This is a genomic window from Halorubrum tibetense (assembly GCF_055396225.1).
Genome location: NZ_AP043742.1, coordinates 1,283,347 through 1,299,071, shown reverse-complemented (window position 1 = coordinate 1,299,071; position 15,725 = coordinate 1,283,347). Strand labels below are relative to the sequence as shown.

The 15,725-nt window shown below is 65.7% G+C and carries 13 protein-coding genes and 2 tRNA genes; 10 read left to right on the top strand and 5 right to left on the bottom strand.

Translation table 11 applies throughout. The annotated features are described in order from the left end of the window. Positions 1-134 precede the first annotated feature (134 nt). Together ACZ5TV_RS06565 and ACZ5TV_RS06560 are read right to left on the bottom strand one after the other, a co-directional pair. Positions 135-207: transfer RNA gene (locus tag ACZ5TV_RS06565), tRNA-Asp, on the bottom strand. A gap of 30 nt (positions 208-237) precedes the next feature. Next, positions 238-310: transfer RNA gene (locus tag ACZ5TV_RS06560), tRNA-Asp, on the bottom strand. A 233-nt stretch (positions 311-543) separates the two neighbouring features. On the opposite strand from ACZ5TV_RS06560, the gene ACZ5TV_RS06555 reads away from it, so the two are divergent. The 9 genes from ACZ5TV_RS06555 to ACZ5TV_RS06515 all read left to right on the top strand — a co-directional run bounded on the left by ACZ5TV_RS06555 (position 544) and on the right by ACZ5TV_RS06515 (position 10,935). Then, entirely contained in the window at positions 544-774 is a 231-nt protein-coding gene (locus ACZ5TV_RS06555; RefSeq protein ID WP_379779163.1) for a DNA-directed RNA polymerase subunit H, read from the top strand. Beyond that, on the top strand, positions 771-2,336 hold the full coding sequence (locus ACZ5TV_RS06550; protein ID WP_379779161.1) for a DNA-directed RNA polymerase subunit B'': 1,566 nt from the start codon (positions 771-773) through the stop codon (positions 2,334-2,336). The genes ACZ5TV_RS06555 and ACZ5TV_RS06550 overlap by 4 nt, the downstream gene beginning before the upstream one ends. Position 2,337: 1 nt before the next feature. Next, positions 2,338-4,167, top strand: a complete 1,830-nt coding sequence (gene rpoB / locus ACZ5TV_RS06545; RefSeq protein ID WP_379779159.1) for a DNA-directed RNA polymerase subunit B — start codon at positions 2,338-2,340, stop codon at positions 4,165-4,167. Positions 4,168-4,173: 6 nt separating this feature from the next. Continuing rightward, positions 4,174-7,101, top strand: coding sequence for a DNA-directed RNA polymerase subunit A' (locus ACZ5TV_RS06540; protein WP_464384258.1), 2,928 nt, complete (start codon positions 4,174-4,176; stop codon positions 7,099-7,101). Next, entirely contained in the window at positions 7,094-8,341 is a 1,248-nt protein-coding gene (gene rpoA2 / locus ACZ5TV_RS06535; protein ID WP_379779155.1) for a DNA-directed RNA polymerase subunit A'', read from the top strand. Before ACZ5TV_RS06540 ends, rpoA2 begins: the two co-directional genes overlap by 8 nt. Continuing rightward, positions 8,341-8,760, top strand: coding sequence for a NusA-like transcription termination signal-binding factor (locus ACZ5TV_RS06530; protein WP_379779153.1), 420 nt, complete (start codon positions 8,341-8,343; stop codon positions 8,758-8,760). Before rpoA2 ends, ACZ5TV_RS06530 begins: the two co-directional genes overlap by 1 nt. 92 nt (positions 8,761-8,852) lie before the next feature. Next, the gene (locus ACZ5TV_RS06525; RefSeq protein WP_379779151.1) at positions 8,853-9,671 is read left to right on the top strand and encodes a hypothetical protein; all 819 of its coding nucleotides are present in this window, start codon (positions 8,853-8,855) and stop codon (positions 9,669-9,671) included. A gap of 191 nt (positions 9,672-9,862) precedes the next feature. After that, positions 9,863-10,291, top strand: coding sequence for a 30S ribosomal protein S12 (locus ACZ5TV_RS06520; protein WP_004048726.1), 429 nt, complete (start codon positions 9,863-9,865; stop codon positions 10,289-10,291). Further along, complete coding sequence (locus ACZ5TV_RS06515) at positions 10,288-10,935, top strand: 30S ribosomal protein S7 (RefSeq protein WP_379779149.1); 648 nt, start codon at positions 10,288-10,290, stop codon at positions 10,933-10,935. Before ACZ5TV_RS06520 ends, ACZ5TV_RS06515 begins: the two co-directional genes overlap by 4 nt. A gap of 76 nt (positions 10,936-11,011) precedes the next feature. Here ACZ5TV_RS06515 and ACZ5TV_RS06510 read toward each other — a convergent pair whose 3' ends face one another. Both ACZ5TV_RS06510 and ACZ5TV_RS06505 read right to left on the bottom strand, forming a co-directional pair. After that, the gene (locus ACZ5TV_RS06510) at positions 11,012-11,392 is read right to left on the bottom strand and encodes a hypothetical protein (RefSeq protein ID WP_379779147.1); all 381 of its coding nucleotides are present in this window, start codon (positions 11,390-11,392) and stop codon (positions 11,012-11,014) included. A 61-nt stretch (positions 11,393-11,453) separates the two neighbouring features. Then, positions 11,454-13,439, bottom strand: coding sequence for an aconitate hydratase (locus ACZ5TV_RS06505; protein ID WP_379779145.1), 1,986 nt, complete (start codon positions 13,437-13,439; stop codon positions 11,454-11,456). Positions 13,440-13,630: 191 nt separating this feature from the next. Between ACZ5TV_RS06505 and ACZ5TV_RS06500 the strand changes: the two genes are divergently transcribed. Next, complete coding sequence (locus ACZ5TV_RS06500; RefSeq protein WP_379779143.1) at positions 13,631-14,104, top strand: deoxyuridine 5'-triphosphate nucleotidohydrolase; 474 nt, start codon at positions 13,631-13,633, stop codon at positions 14,102-14,104. 223 nt (positions 14,105-14,327) lie between these two features. On the opposite strand, the gene ACZ5TV_RS06495 is transcribed toward ACZ5TV_RS06500, so the two are convergent. Then, positions 14,328-15,701: an LLM class flavin-dependent oxidoreductase gene (locus ACZ5TV_RS06495; RefSeq protein WP_379779141.1), complete on the bottom strand. Its 1,374-nt coding sequence runs from the start codon at positions 15,699-15,701 to the stop codon at positions 14,328-14,330. Positions 15,702-15,725 lie beyond the last annotated feature (24 nt).

Below are 15,725 nucleotides of genomic sequence, written 5' to 3'. Positions count from 1 at the left end.
CCGGAGCGGGAGCTGAACCCGGAGGAGTTCACTCGCTCCGCTCGCCTCAGATTCAATTCCCTTCAATCTGGGTTCGTCGACGCCGAACTCGCTCGTCGCTACCGCTCCTCGATCATGGTCGGTGTCGACAGGAACGCCCGGAGCGGGATTTGAACCCGCGTCACGACCGTGACAGGGTCGTATGATGGGCCACTACACCATCCGGGCAGACAGCGACGCCAGCCCCGAAAACGGGGACGCCCGGAGCGGGATTTGAACCCGCGTCACGACCGTGACAGGGTCGTATGATGGGCCACTACACCATCCGGGCGCGTCGCATCAGTCCGTACCGGGGTCTGGCAAATAAGGCTTGCCATCGGCGGTGAGGATGGGTCGGTGTAACACTCCGGGCGGTACGTTTTTGTGTGCTACTCTCCACCGTGGAAACGACGACCGTTGCGGGTCGCCGTGAGCCGTGCGCGGCGGACTTGACAAACCTTATGCGGCTGGAGCCGCTATGCCGCTGTAGTATCTCGTGATAGCTTTTCCCCACCACCAGCACCCATGGTAGACGTAAGCCAACACGAACTCGTTCCGGATCACGTCCTGATCGATGATCCCGAGGAGATCGACGCGATCCTGGACGAGTACGACGTGAGAAAGACCAACCTGCCGAAGATCAAACGCACCGATCCTGCGACCCCGGATGATGCCGAAGTCGGGGACGTGGTGAAGATCGTCCGAAACTCCCGCACGACCGATCAGGCGGTCGTGTATCGACTCGTCGTCTCATGAACAGGCAAGACCGACGCGTGGTGTCACGCGAGTATTTCTCCGACGACCGGCTCGCCGAACACCACTTCCGATCGTTCAACAACTTCTTGGATCGCGGGATGCAGGAAGTCGTCGATGAGAAGGAGACCATCGAAACCGACATCGGCGACAAAGAGGGTCAAGAGCCCGTCTACGTCGAGCTCGGCGATGTCCGAATGGTCACGCCCCGCGTCCGCGAGGCCGACGGCTCCGAGGAACTGCTGTATCCCCAAGAGGCTCGACTCCGGAACATCACCTACTCCGCGCCGGTGTTCATGGAGATGTCCATCGTGCGCGGCGGCGAGGACGAGCCGGAGACCGTCGTCGACACGACGGAGACGAAGGTCGGCCGGATGCCGATCATGGTCGGCTCGAACAAGTGTAACATGGCCGATTTCTCCGACGAGGAGCTGATCGACATCGGCGAGGACCCGGTCGACCCCGGCGGCTACTTCATCGTCAACGGCTCCGAGCGCGTGCTCATGACGAGCGAGGACCTCGCGCCGAACAAGATCCTCGCGGAGTACGACTCGAAGTACGGCGACGAGATCCAGGTCGCCAAGACGTTCTCCCAGCGCCGCGGGTACCGCGCCCTGGTGCTGTGTGAGCGCAACCGGGAGGGACTCCTCGAGGTGTCGTTCCCCTCGGTGTCCGGCTCGATCGACTTCGTCACGCTGGTTCGCGCGCTCGGGCTCGAATCCGACGAAGAGATCGTCCACCGGGTCTCGGACGACCCGGAGATCGTGAAGTTCATGCTGGAGAACTTAGAGGAGGCGTCGGTGCAGACGACCGAGGAAGCCATCGAAACCCTCGGCGAGCGCGTCGCCTCCGGTCAGGGGAAGAACTACCAGCTGAAGCGGGCGAACTACGTCATCGATCGCTATCTCCTCCCGCACCTCCACGAGGAGGGCGTCGACGAGGAAGACGTTCGGATCAACAAGGCGTACTACCTCTGTCGGATGGCGGAGGCGTGCTTCGAGCTCGCCTTGGACCGCCGCGAGGCCGACGACAAGGACCACTACGCGAACAAGCGGCTGAAGGTCTCCGGGGACCTGATGCGTGATCTGTTCCGGACGGCCCTGAACAAGCTGGCACGTGACGTGAAGTACCAGCTCGAACGGGCGAACATGCGGAATCGACAGCTCACCGTCAACACGGTCGTTCGCTCGGACGTGCTGACGGAACGGCTTGAACACCCGATCGCGACGGGGAACTGGGTCGGCGGTCGCTCCGGCGTCTCCCAGCTCGTCGACCGAACGGACTACATGGGCGTGCTGTCTCACCTGCGACGTCTCCGGTCGCCGCTGTCTCGGTCACAGCCGCACTTCGAGGCGCGAGACCTCCACGCGACCCAGTGGGGTCGTATCTGTCCATCCGAGACGCCGGAGGGGCCGAACTGTGGGCTCGTGAAGAACTTCGCGCAGGCGATGGAGCTGTCACAGACGGTGGACGACGAACAGGGGCTGAAACGAGAACTGGCGTCGATGGGTGTCGAGGGGATCCCCGGCATCGAGGGCGTCGAACGACAGACGGCGGACGACTAATATGGCTCAAGCAGAACGCGAAGCGAAAGTGTACGTGAACGGCAGCCTCGTCGGGACCCATCCGGACCCGAACGAGCTCGCCGAGCAGATCCGCGAAGCGCGCCGTCGAGGCGACGTGAGCGAAATGGTGAACGTCTCGGTCAAAGACCGGACCCGGGAAGTGATCGTCAACGCGGACGCGGGACGCGCCCGTCGCCCGCTTATCGTGGTGGAGAACGGTGAACCGCTTCTCGGCGACGAAGAGATCGACGCCCTCGAACGCGGCGACGTCGAGTTCGAGGACCTCGTCGATCGCGGCTACGTCGAGTTCATCGACGCCGAGGAGGAGGAGGACATCCTCGTTGCCGTCGACGAAGAGGACGTCACCGACGACCACACGCACCTCGAGATCGACCCGCAGCTCGTGTTCGGTATCGGTGCCGGGATGATCCCGTACCCCGAACACAACGCGAGCCCGCGAATTACGATGGGTGCGGGGATGATGAAACAGTCGCTCGGGCTCCCCTCGGCGAACTATCGAATCCGACCGGACACACGTCAGCACCTGCTCCACTACCCGCAGCTGGCGATGGTGAAGACGCAGACGTCCGATCAGATCAGCTTCGACGAACGCCCCGCCGCACAGAACTTCGTCGTCGCCGTGATGTCCTACGAGGGGTTCAACATCGAGGACGCGCTGGTGATGAATCAGGGCTCCGTCGACCGCGCGCTCACCCGCTCGCACTTCTTCCGGACCTACGAGGGCGAGGAGCGTCGGTACCCCGGTGGTCAGGAGGACCGCTTCGAGATCCCAGCACAGGACGTCCGGGGCGCGCGTGGCGAGGACGCCTACACCCACCTCGACGAGGACGGCCTCGTCAACCCCGAAACGAAGGTGGACGAGTCCTCGGTGCTGTTAGGCAAGACCAGCCCGCCACGGTTCCTCGAGGAGCCGGACGACATGGGAGGTCTCTCCCCGCAGAAGCGGCGTGAGACCTCGGTGACGATGCGTTCTGGCGAATCCGGCGTCGTCGACACCGTGACCCTGATGGAGGGAGAGGACGGCTCCAAGCTCTCCAAGGTGAAGGTCCGGGACCAGCGGGTTCCCGAGCTCGGGGACAAGTTCGCGTCCCGACACGGCCAGAAGGGTGTCGTCGGCCACCTCGCGCCACAGGAGGACATGCCGTTCACCGAGGAGGGGGTCGTCCCCGACCTCGTGATGAACCCCCACGCCCTCCCGTCGCGGATGACGGTGGGGCACGTCCTGGAGATGCTCGGCGGCAAGGTCGGCTCGTTGCGCGGATCGCGGGTCGACGGGACGCCGTTCCAGGGTGAAGACGAGGAGGAGCTCCGGAGCGGATTGGAGGAGCACGGGTTCAAATCCTCCGGCAAGGAGGTCATGTACTCCGGCGTCACCGGCGAGAAGATCGACGCGGAGATCTTCGTCGGGACGATCTTCTACCACAAGCTGTACCACATGGTGTCGAACAAGCTCCACGCCCGTTCCCGCGGTCCGGTGCAGGTACTCACGCGCCAGCCGACCGAGGGGCGCGCCCGCGAGGGTGGGCTTCGTGTCGGGGAGATGGAGCGCGACACGATCATCGGCCACGGCGCGTCGATGGTGCTCAACGAGCGACTGCTCGAGTCCTCGGACGCGGAGACGGTACACGTCTCCGCGGAAACCGGGCTCGTCGCGGTCGAGGACCGCGAACAGCGCCGCGTGTACGACCCGGTGACGGGCGACGAGGACGACATCCACGAGCTCGAGGTGAGCTATGCGTTCAAACTCCTCCTCGACGAGATGATCGCCCTGGGTATTCGACCGAAACTGGAACTGGAGGACGCGATTTAAATGTCAATGCAAACACCGAAAGTGCTCGGCGGGATCGACTTCGGCCTCATGGACCCGGAGACGTACCGGGACATGTCGGCCACGAAGGTGATCACGGCGGACACGTACGACGACGACGGCTACCCGATAGACATGGGGTTGATGGACCCGCGACTGGGCGTTATCGACCCCGGGCTGGAGTGTCGGACCTGCGGCTCTCACTCCGGATCCTGTAACGGCCACTTCGGCCACATCGAGCTCGCCGCGCCCGTTATCCACGTCGGGTTCACGAAGCTCATTCGCCGGCTGCTCCGGTCCACGTGTCGCGAGTGCGGGAAGCTGGCGCTCACTGAAGCGGAGCGCGACGAGTTCCGCGACCGGCTCGAACGGGCCGAGGAGCTCGGCGAGGACCCCCACGACGTCCTGAAGGCGGCCGTTCGACAGGCCCGGAAGGCGTCGACGTGCCCGTACTGCGGTGAGCCGCAGGCGGACATCAAACACGAGAAGCCGACGACGTACTACGAGGTCCAGGACGTGCTCTCGGGTGATTATTCCGAGCATATCGCGGCCGCGATGCAGCCCGACGAGGAGGAGGACGACCCCGGTACCTCCCCGCAGGAGCTCGCGGACGAGACCGGGATCGCGCTCGACCGGATCAACGAGATCATGGCCGGCGAGTTCCGCCCGCGGAAGGAGGACCGACGCGCCATCGAGACGGCGCTCGACGTCGACCTCACCGAGGAGGACATGAACAAGCTCATGCCCTCCGACATCCGCGACTGGTTCGAGGACATCCCGGACGAGGACCTCGAAGTGCTCGGTATCGACGCCGAACACTCCCGTCCCGAATGGATGATCCTGACGGTGCTCCCGGTACCACCGGTGACGACGCGACCGTCGATCACGCTGGACAACGGCCAGCGCTCCGAGGACGACCTCACGCACAAACTCGTCGACATCATCCGCATCAACCAACGGTTCATGGAGAACCGCGAGGCGGGTGCACCCCAGCTCATCATCGAGGACCTCTGGGAGCTGCTCCAGTACCACGTCACCACGTTCGTCGACAACGAGATAAGCGGGACCCCGCCGGCGCGACACCGCTCCGGCCGCCCGCTCAAAACCCTCAGCCAGCGGCTGAAGGGGAAGGAGGGCCGGTTCCGCGGCTTGCTTTCCGGGAAGCGCGTCAACTTCTCGGCCCGGACCGTCATCTCGCCGGACCCGACGCTCTCGTTGAACGAAGTCGGCGTTCCCGACCGGGTCGCGAAGGAGATGACCCAGACGCTCAACGTCACCGAGCGCAACGCCGAGGAGGCCCGCCAGTACGTCCGGAACGGACCCGAGGCACATCCGGGCGCGAACTACGTGCGTCGTCCCGACGGTCGACGCCTGAAGGTGACCGAGAAGAACTGCGAGGAGCTCGCCGAGAAGGTCGAGCCCGGCTGGGAGGTCAACCGACACCTCGTGGACGGGGACATCGTGATCTTCAACCGACAACCGTCGCTCCACCGGATGTCGATCATGGCCCACGAAGTGGTCGTGATGCCGTACAAGACGTTCCGGCTCAACACCGTCGTCTGCCCGCCGTATAACGCCGACTTCGACGGCGACGAGATGAACATGCACGCGCTCCAGAACGAGGAGGCCCGCGCGGAGGCGCGCGTCCTCATGCGCGTCCAAGAGCAGATCCTCAGCCCCCGGTTCGGCGGGAACATCATCGGCGCGATCCAGGACCACATCTCCGGGACGTACCTGCTCACGCACTCGAACCCGCAGTTCACCGAAACGCAGGCGCTCGACCTGCTCCGTGCGACGCGGGTCGACGAGCTGCCCGAGCCGGACGGTGTCGACGATGACGGCCGCGACTACTGGACCGGCCGGACGTTGTTCTCCGAGCTGCTTCCGAACGACCTCTCGCTGGAGTTCACCTCCTCGACGGGCGACGCCGTCGTCATCGAGAACGGACAGCTGGTGGAGGGGACGATCGACGAGGACGCCGTCGGCGCGTTCGGCGGCGAGGTCGTCGACACGCTCACCAAGGAGTACGGCGAGACGCGTGCGCGCGTCTTCATCAACGAGATCGCGTCGCTCGCGATGCGCGCGATCATGCACTTCGGCTTCTCGATCGGGATCGACGACGAATCGATCCCGCCGGCGGCCGAGCAGCAGGTCGACGAGGCGATCGGTAGCGCCTACGAGCGCGTCAACGAGCTGATCGAAACGTACCGTGCCGGCGAGCTCGAATCGCTGCCGGGCCGCAGCGTCGACGAGACGCTGGAGATGAAGATCATGCAGACGCTCGGGAAGGCCCGCGACTCCGCCGGTGAGATCGCCGATCAGCACTTCGGCGACGACAACCCGGCGGTCGTGATGGCCCGCTCCGGTGCGCGTGGGTCGATGCTGAACCTCACGCAGATGGCCGGTTCGGTCGGTCAGCAGGCGGTTCGCGGTGAGCGGATCAACCGCGGGTACGAGGACCGGACGCTCGCTCACTACAAACCGAACGACCTCTCCGCGGAGGCCCACGGCTTCGTGGAGAACTCCTACCGTGGCGGATTGACGCCCGAGGAGTTCTTCTTCCACGCGATGGGCGGCCGCGAGGGGCTGGTCGACACGGCGGTCCGGACGTCGAAGTCCGGCTACCTCCAGCGCCGGCTCATCAACGCGCTCTCCGAGCTCGAAGCGCAATATGACGGGACGGTTCGGGACACCTCCGGCCGCATCGTCCAGTTCGAGTTCGGCGAGGACGGCACTTCGCCGATCAAGGTGTCCTCCGGCGAGGGTGACGGGATCGACGTCGACGGCATCGCCGACCGCGTCATCGGTGCGGAGTTCGACTCCGCCGAGGAGAAGGAGCGGTTCCTCGGCGAGCGCGCCCCGCCGACGAACCTCTCGGAGCACGCCGGTCCAGGGTTGAACAAGGCGGAGGAGCTGGGGGTGGAATCCGATGACTGAGTACGACCACGTCACCGACGACATGGAGGCCGTAGTGGAGTCGACGGAGCTCCCCTCCCGGCTGAAGACGCAGGTATACGAGACGCTCGAAGCGAAGGCCGAGGAGCACGGCGGCGTCACGATCGAGCAGGCGACCGACATCGCCACCGGCGTCGAGAACCGCTATATCGAGACGCGCGTCGACCCGCTAGAGCCCGTCGGCACCGTTTCGGCACAGTCCATCGGTGAGCCGGGAACCCAGATGACGATGAACACCTTCCACTACGCCGGCGTCGCGGAGATCGACGTCACGCAGGGGCTCCCACGACTTATCGAGCTCGTGGACGCCCGGAAGACCCCGGACACGCCGATGATGACGGTTCACCTCGAGGGCGAGTATGCGACCGATCGCGAGAAAGCCCACGAGGTCGTCTGGTCGATCGAGTCGACGCGGATCCTCGCGCTCGGCGACGTCTCGACGAACGTCGCGGACATGCTCGTCCGGATCGACCTCAACGACGACACGCTGTTGGAGCGGTGGCCGACCCACTCCGACGCCACCGAGGTCGCCGAGATCATCGCGGAGACGATCGAGGACGCGCTCGGTGTCGACACCCGTCAGGCGGGTACCGTCATCGAGTTCGGCCCCAACGAGCCGAGCTACCGCGAGCTGCTCCAGCTCGTTGAGCGGCTCCGTGAGATCGTGTTCAAGGGGATCGAGGAAGTCGAACGCGTCGTCATCCGGAAGGAAGAGCTGGAAGAGGGCGAGGAGTTCGTCCTCTACACCGAGGGGTCCGCCTTCGGCGACGCCCTCGAGATCGAGGGGGTCGACGCCTCGCGGACGACGTGTAACAACATCCACGAGATCTACCGCAACCTCGGGGTCGAGGCCGCTCGCGAGACGATCATCGACGAGACGAAGAACACGCTCGAAGAGCAGGGGCTCGACGACGTGAACGTCCGCCACCTCATGCTCGTCGCCGACATCATGACGAACAACGGCGAGATCGAGTCGATCGGCCGGCACGGTATCTCCGGCTCGAAGGACTCGGTGCTCGCTCGGGCGGCGTTCGAGGTGACGGTGAACCACCTCCTCGACGCGGCGGTTCACGGCGAGTACGACGAGCTCGACGGCGTCATCGAGAACGTCATCGCCGGGAAACCGATATCGATCGGGACCGGCGACGTCGACCTCCGGATGGGGTCGCGCGTCGTGAACGACGACGCGGCTACCGACGGCGGCGAAAACCGATCCGACTGATGCGCGTCGAGCTCTCCGACGAGGCACGGCGGTACATCGGTCGATTCGACGAGCTGACCGACGTCGCGCCGAAGGACTGCCTCGTGGAGGGCGAACGGCTCGTCTTCCTGATCCCGGCGGGCGAGATGGCGGCAGCGATCGGACAGGCCGGGGAGACGGTCGAGGAGGTCGAGCGTCGCCTCGGCAAGTCGGTCGACCTCGTCGAGGACGCCGAGACGCCCGAGGCGTTCGTCGCGAGCGCGCTTGCACCGGCGGCGGTCAACGCCGTGACCGTCTCCGAACAGAACGACCGGGTCGCGTACGTGGAAGTGCCCGAACCGGATCGCGGGGTCGCGATCGGCGCGGAGGGCCGGAACATCGAGACGGCCAGAACGTTGGCGAAGCGACATCACGACATCGACGACGTCCAGCTTACCTGACCGCGTTCGTTCTCTCCCGGCCGCATCCGTTTCGTGTGCTCTCGTGATCCATACGGGGGTGGGTTTTTGCCGTTCAGTCGCTTGGAGCCGACATGGACAGACGACGGTTCCTCGCGTCCCTCGGTCTGATGTCGACGGTCACGCTCGCCGGCTGTGGGGACGTCCTCGACGGTGAACCCGCCGGCCCGTTTCCGAACGCGGACTGGCGAGACGGCGACGGCCTCGATGTCGAGACGCTCGCGACCAGCCACATCGATGCCGCCGTCGACGCCGGCGGGGTCACCCTCTACTCGACCGCACGGACCGGCCACGACGGGGAGTCGGAGCCGAGCCCGTGGCTCCCGGATCAGACGTACGAGTCCCGCTACGACCTCGCGAACGAACGGCAGCTCCTCAGACAGGCGGTGACCGAGAGCGACGAGACGGAGGTCACGGAGCTGTACGTCACGCCGGAGGAGGCGCTGTTCCGCGAGCAGCTCGGCTCGGAGGTGACGTACGATCGTCAGCCGCTCGACGGGTCGGCGGGCACTACCGAAGAGACGATGCGAGTGGACGCGTTGGTCGGGATTCGCGTCCCACAGGGGTCCGCGGGGGACGACGTGGTGTACGAGGGGTTAGAGAACTGGGAGCCGACGTTCGAGGCGTCGGTCGACGTCGACGACGAACCCGCGGCGCGGTTCGCCGCCGACTCCTTCGACGGGAGTCGGCCCGTCCCCGCCACCGTCGAGACCGCCTCGGCCACGGTGGACATCCTCGAATCCGGATTCGTCCCGCGAATCGAACAGCGCTGGGAGGGCTCCCACGACGGGACGACCGCGAGCGTCGACGTCGATATCGAGTACCGCGACCGCGGCGTGTCGGTGTCCGAACCGGACTGGGTCGAGGAGGCGCGCACCGAAACGACCGACTGACCCGTTCAGCGGCGTCACCGCCAACGACGGGCTCTTACGCCCCCTTATCGACTCAACGTCGATATCTGCCGCTCGTTTCGATCAAAGAAACCGCCTCAGATCGGCGGAGAGGTGCCGTTCGACGGATCTGCGCCCGTTTCTCGACCTGGAAAGACGACGCTTAAGTAGCTCCGTTCGGAAGTGGATGTACGATGGCGAACGGCAAATATGCCGCCCGCAAGCTCAAACAGGACCGGCAGAAACGCCGCTGGTCCGACTCCGAGTACGCTCGGCGAGAGCGCGGGCTCAAGAAGAAGTCCGATCCCCTCGAGGGTGCCCCGCAGGCGCGAGGCATCGTCCTCGAGAAGGTCGGTATCGAGGCGAAGCAACCGAACTCGGCGATCCGGAAGTGCGTCCGGGTACAGCTGATCAAGAACGGAAAGCAGGTCACCGCGTTCTGTCCCGGCGACGGCGCGATCTCGTTCATCGACGAGCACGACGAGGTCACGATCGCCGGTATCGGCGGCGCGAAGGGTCGCGCGATGGGCGACCTCTCCGGCGTCAACTACAAAGTCGAGAAGGTCAACGGCGTATCGATGATCGAACTGGTTCGCGGTAACGCGGAGAAACCGGTCCGATGAGCGGGGAAGAAGCCGAGATCGACGAGGAGTCGGTCGCCGCCGATGAACCCGACCCGGACGCGCCCGCGGCCAGCAAGACCGCCAACGAGAACGCCCAGCTGTTCGGCGTCTGGGATGTCACCGAGATCTCCTACGCTGACCCTTCGACGAAACGCTACATGACCGTGACGCCCATCGCTCACACGATGGGTCGCCACGCGTCCAAGCAGTTCAAGAAGTCGGAGATCTCCCTGGTCGAGCGGCTGATCAACCGCCTGATGCAGACCGAGGAGAACACCGGTAAGAAACAGCAGGCGACGCGGATCGTCCGTGACGCCTTCGACATCGTTCACGAGCGCACCGAGGAGAACCCGGTGCAGGTGCTCGTGACCGCCGTCGAGAACGCCGCCCCCCGTGAGGAGACCGTCCGCCTGAAGTACGGTGGTATCTCGGTCCCCAAGGCGGTCGACGTCGCGCCCCAGCGCCGCGTCGACCAGGCGTTGTTGTTCATCTCGGACGGCGTCGCCAACGCGACGTACAAGTCCACCACGTCCGCCGCCGAGGCGCTCGCACAGGAGCTCATCGGCGCGGCCGACTACGACGTGCAGACGTACTCCATCTCGCAGAAAGAGGAGCGCGAGCGCGTCGCCGCCGCCGCCCGCTGATCCCGGCCGAACGACGCCCGATCCGCGGTCAACGGTTTTCGAACCCGGTCGGTTTTCCCCGTGACGCGACCGGCTCTCAGACGATCCCGACCAGCAGCTGGACGAGCAACAGCCCGACCGACAGCGCCACGCCACCGACGACGCCGAGCCACAGCCCGAGCCCGACTGCGGACGTCTCCGCCGCGAGCTCGTCGAGCCGGTCCTCGACGCCGTCCGGCGAGTCGGTGTAACCCAGTGTCGCCTCCGCACAGTACGCACAGAGGGCGTGCGTCTCTCGCGGCCGCTCGTGTGTCTCCCGACAGAAGGGGATCCCGTCGCAGGTGTACGTCTCAACTCCCACGCCGACGGGCACGGCGTCCGCGGGGATCACCTCCTCGCCGCAGCTGGCGCAGGTGACGACCTCGTACTCGACGTCACCGTGAGGAGTGACCGCGGATCGGGTTCGTGACTGTGCCATCGCTACCCGTCCTTCGGGGCTGAGCGATAAAAAACGCTGTCGTCGGGTCGGACTCGGACTCTCAGTCGTCGGCGGGGGCCGCGCCGGAGCCGCCGTCGTGCTGCTGTTTGACCCACGAGAGCTTGCCGCCGGACGCGAGGATCTCGCGCTCGCGTTCGGAGGCGTCGAGATCGGCCGTGAACTCCCACTCGTCGTTGACGCTCACGGTGAACTCCTCTTGGCCGGAGCGGACACCGGCCGGCACGTCGTCGACGACCTGGATGTCGTCACCCTGGTCGATCTTCTCGTACGTCTCCGCGTCGATCGCGAGCGGGACGATACCGAAGTTGAACAGGTTCGCCTTGTGGATGCGGGCGAAGCTCTGCGCGAACACCGCCTCGATACCGAGGTACATCGGACAGAGGGCGGCGTGCTCCCGCGAGGAGCCCTGTCCGTAGTTCTCGCCGGCCACGAGGACGCCGCCGTCGGCGTCGAGCGAGCGCTGCGCGAACGTGTCGTCGACGCGCGAGAGCGTGAACTCGGAGAGCTTCTCGATGTTCGAACGGAACTTCAGGATGTCCGCCGTCGCCGGGATGATGTGGTCGGTGGTGATGTTGTCCTCCATCTTGAGGAGCGCCTCACCGCCGATATCGGCGTCGATACCGTCCTTAAGCGGCACGTCGCCGATGTTCGGGCCCTTGACGAGACCGTCGTCGATCGCCTCGTCGGGCGAGATGATGTCCGAGTCGGACTCACCCATGCCGGGGCCGTACTTCGTCCCCATCTCCAAGCCGGGCGCTTCGAGGTCGCCGAGGTCGTCGGCGAGGTCGCGCGGGTCAACGATCTTACCGGTGATGGCCGCAGCGGTCGCGACCTCGGGCGAGCAGAGGAAGACGGAGTCGTCCTCGATGCCGGAGCGACCCTCGAAGTTGCGGTTGAACGTCCGCAGTGAGACGGAGTCGGAAGCGGGCACGTGACCGATGCCGATACACGCGCCACACGTCGCCTCGGAGAAGTTGACGCCGGCCGCCATCATCTCCGCGGTCCAGCCCTCACGGGCCAGCATCTCGGAGGCCTGCTTGGAACCGGGTGCGACGATCATCTCGGTTCCCTTGGAGACCTCGCGGCCCTCCAGCATCTTCGCGCTGGGGAGGATGTCCTCGTACGCGCCGTTCGTACAGGAGCCGATGATGACCTGCTCGACGTCGGTCCCCTCGTACTCGCTGACGGGGGCGACGTTGTCGGGCATCGACGGGGCAGCCACGAGCGGTTCGAGGTCGGCCAGATCGACCTCGATCGTCTCAGCGTACTCCGCGTCGTCGTCGGGCTGGAGGTCGACGTACTCCTCCTCGCGGTGCTGGCGCGCGAGCCAGTCTTTCGTTTTCTCGTCGGTCGCGAAGATCGAGGAGGTCGCGCCGAGCTCCGTCCCGAGATTCGTGATCGTCGTTCGCTCGGGGATCGAGAGGTTCTCCGCACCGGGGCCGGTGTACTCGAAGATCTTGCCGACGCCGCCTTTCACGGTCAGCTCGCCGAGCAGGTGGAGCGCGATGTCTTTCGCGGTCGCCCACTCGGGGAGCTCGCCCTCGAGGTGGACGTTGACGACCTCGGGCATCTCGACGTAGTAGGGGCCACCGCCCATGGCGACGGCGATGTCGAGGCCACCCGCGCCGATCGCGAGCTGGCCGAGGCCGCCGGGCGTCGGCGTATGCGAGTCGGAGCCGAGCAGCGTCTTGCCGGGCGCGGCGAAGTTCTCTTTGTGGACCTGATGACAGATACCGTTGCCGGGCCGGGAGAAGTACGCGCCGTAGGTACCGGCCGCGGAGCGGAGGAATCGGTGGTCGTCCGTGTTCTTGAAGTCGAACTGGTACGTCTGGTGGTCACAGTACTGCGCGGCGAGCTCCGTCTGGACCTCGTCGAGGTCGAGTGCTTCGAACTGGAGCCACACCATCGTGCCGGTCGTGTCCTGCGTGAGGACCTGGTCGATCTCGATGCCGATCTCCTCGCCGGGCGTCAGCTCGCCCTCGACGAGATGGTCATCGAGGATCTTCTCGGTAATCGTTTGTCCCATATCAGCCGGAGATGGCTGTCCCGAGAATATAAAACCCGCGAGTGATCCGCCACATCGACCATGTGGAACCGATAGACGCGGAGATTTTTGGTGGAACCCGACCGTGTTGACACGCAACGTGGGTGTGACGATCCTCCCACCGATCCCGGTCCGTCGACACCGTTTTGTCGATGCCCGCGCTCCGATACCGCATGTTCGAATCCGGATCGGCTGTGGCACGGGCGCTCGAAACGGCGGGCGCATCGCTCACGGACGCGCAACGACAGCCGAACGGGGTGGACCTCACCGTCGACGCGGTGTTCGAAGGGACGGGACGTGGACGGATCGGTCGGGAAGGGAAGTCCGTCGCTGACCGTCGCGAGCTGGATCCGGTCGACGATGCCTATCGGCTCGATCCCGGAACGTACGTCGTCCGATACGGTGAGCAGGTCCGGATCCCGGACGGTCGGATCGGTTTCGTACTTCCCCGGTCGACGCTGCTCCGGAACGCCTGTACGCTCGACACCGCCGTCTGGGACGCGGGGTACGAGGGTGTCGGCGAGGGTCGACTCGACGTCGGTACCCCGATCGACATCGAACCCGGCGCGCGGATCGCGCAGCTCGTCCTCGCCCGTGCGGAACACGACGGGACGTACGACGGCGAGTACCAGGGCGAAGGGATCTGAACGACGTCTCTCGTGTGCCGACAGGGCCGTCGCTCACTGGTTCAAAGGAACGAACGGCCCGGCGTGCCGGGAAAAGGTGGCACGCCGAGCCGTTCAGTAGGTCCCCGCTGACGCTTCGGCCCTCCAAGCGAAGCGTCACCTGAACGCAGAAGCGCGACCCACTTAACGGTGCCGGGGGCGGCAGAGATAGCGTATCAACACTCCTGCTGTGGTTATTAATCAGTCAGTTTCCCGACCGACGTGCGGGGTGGTCCGCACGGAGGCGGCGCTGTCCCTCGCCGAGGAGTCGTTCACGGAGCGTGTCGCCCGGACGGTCGTCGCCCGCCGGCGGCACGAGCCCCCGCTCGCGAAGTTCGGGAACGACGAGATCGACGAAGTCGGTGAGCGTGTCGGGGCGGACGACCTCCTTGACGTTGAACCCGTGGACGCCGACCTCCTCGTGCCAGTACTGGAGCTCGTCGGCGACGACCTCCGGCGTTCCCACCACCGTCGGTGACGTCGTCCCGAGCCCGCAGAACTCCGCCACCTCGCGGACGGTCCAGCTCCGGTCCGGCTGTGACTTCGTGAACGCGTTCATCGTCCCCTGGATCGCGTCGGTTTCGATGTGTTCGACCTGCTGATCCGGATCGAGCTCGGAGAGGTCCATGTCGAGGAACCCCGAGAGGAGCGCGAGCGTTCCCTCGACGTCCACGTGGCGGGTGTACTCGTCCCGTTTCGCCTCCGCGATCGCCTGTGTCTCCCCGACGATCGGGACGACCCCGATGAAAAACCGGAGGCTCTCGGGGTCCCGACCGTACGCCTCCGCACGGGAGCGAACGTCTTCCATGTACTCGCGGACGCCTTCCTCGGTCGGCTGGCTCGCGAACACCGCCTCAGCGTTGGCGGCGGCGAACTCCCGCCCCCGGTCCGAGGAGCCCGCCTGATACACGACCGGGGTCCGCTGCGGGGAGGGCTCACAGCCGTGCGGCCCGGGCACCGAGAAGTGCTCGCCCTCGTGACCGATCCCATGGACCTTTTCCGGGTCCGTGTACCGGTTCGCCTCCCGGTCGCGCACGACCGCGTCGTCCTCCCAGGAGTCCTCCCAGAGCGCGTAACAGACGTCGAGGAACTCGTCGGCGCGGTCGTACCGCGTCTCCTTGTCCATCCGCTCGTCGAGCCCGAGGTTCTCGGCCGCCGACTGGAGATAGGAGGTGACGACGTTGATCGCGATCCGGCCGTCGGTGAGGTGATCGAGCGTCGAGAACTCTCGGGCGAGCTGGTACGGGTGGGTGTACGTCGTCGACCGCGTTACGGCGAACCCGAGCTCCTCGGTCGCGGCAGCCATCGCCGGAACCACCAGCTGCGGGTCGTTCGCCGGGGTCTGGATCGCCCGTTCGACGGCGACGTCACGGTCGCCGCCGTACACGTCGTAGACGCCGCGAACGTCCGCGAAGAACACCGCATCGAACCCGCCGCGCTCGGCGGTCCGGGCGATCTCCGTCCAGTAGTCGGTGTCGGTGTACTCCGTCGAGCGGTCGCCCGGGTACGTCCACGACCCCGGTGAGACGTGTTCGACGGAGTTCATCGTGAAGAGGTTGAGGTGAAGCCGGTCGGTCATACACCCGATACGGCTTCGAGAGGT

Bases quoted from the DNA above. Each gene is read 5' to 3' on its own strand.
- ACZ5TV_RS06555 (WP_379779163.1), top strand. From the start codon at position 544: ATGGTAGACGTAAGCCAACACGAACTCGTTCCGGATCACGTCCTGATC.
- ACZ5TV_RS06550 (WP_379779161.1), top strand. From the start codon at position 771: ATGAACAGGCAAGACCGACGCGTGGTGTCACGCGAGTATTTCTCCGAC.
- rpoB (WP_379779159.1), top strand. From the start codon at position 2,338: ATGGCTCAAGCAGAACGCGAAGCGAAAGTGTACGTGAACGGCAGCCTC.
- ACZ5TV_RS06540 (WP_464384258.1), top strand. From the start codon at position 4,174: ATGCAAACACCGAAAGTGCTCGGCGGGATCGACTTCGGCCTCATGGAC.
- rpoA2 (WP_379779155.1), top strand. From the start codon at position 7,094: ATGACTGAGTACGACCACGTCACCGACGACATGGAGGCCGTAGTGGAG.
- ACZ5TV_RS06530 (WP_379779153.1), top strand. From the start codon at position 8,341: ATGCGCGTCGAGCTCTCCGACGAGGCACGGCGGTACATCGGTCGATTC.
- ACZ5TV_RS06525 (WP_379779151.1), top strand. From the start codon at position 8,853: ATGGACAGACGACGGTTCCTCGCGTCCCTCGGTCTGATGTCGACGGTC.
- ACZ5TV_RS06520 (WP_004048726.1), top strand. From the start codon at position 9,863: ATGGCGAACGGCAAATATGCCGCCCGCAAGCTCAAACAGGACCGGCAG.
- ACZ5TV_RS06515 (WP_379779149.1), top strand. From the start codon at position 10,288: ATGAGCGGGGAAGAAGCCGAGATCGACGAGGAGTCGGTCGCCGCCGAT.
- ACZ5TV_RS06510 (WP_379779147.1), bottom strand. From the start codon at position 11,392: ATGGCACAGTCACGAACCCGATCCGCGGTCACTCCTCACGGTGACGTC.
- ACZ5TV_RS06505 (WP_379779145.1), bottom strand. From the start codon at position 13,439: ATGGGACAAACGATTACCGAGAAGATCCTCGATGACCATCTCGTCGAG.
- ACZ5TV_RS06500 (WP_379779143.1), top strand. From the start codon at position 13,631: ATGTTCGAATCCGGATCGGCTGTGGCACGGGCGCTCGAAACGGCGGGC.
- ACZ5TV_RS06495 (WP_379779141.1), bottom strand. From the start codon at position 15,701: ATGACCGACCGGCTTCACCTCAACCTCTTCACGATGAACTCCGTCGAA.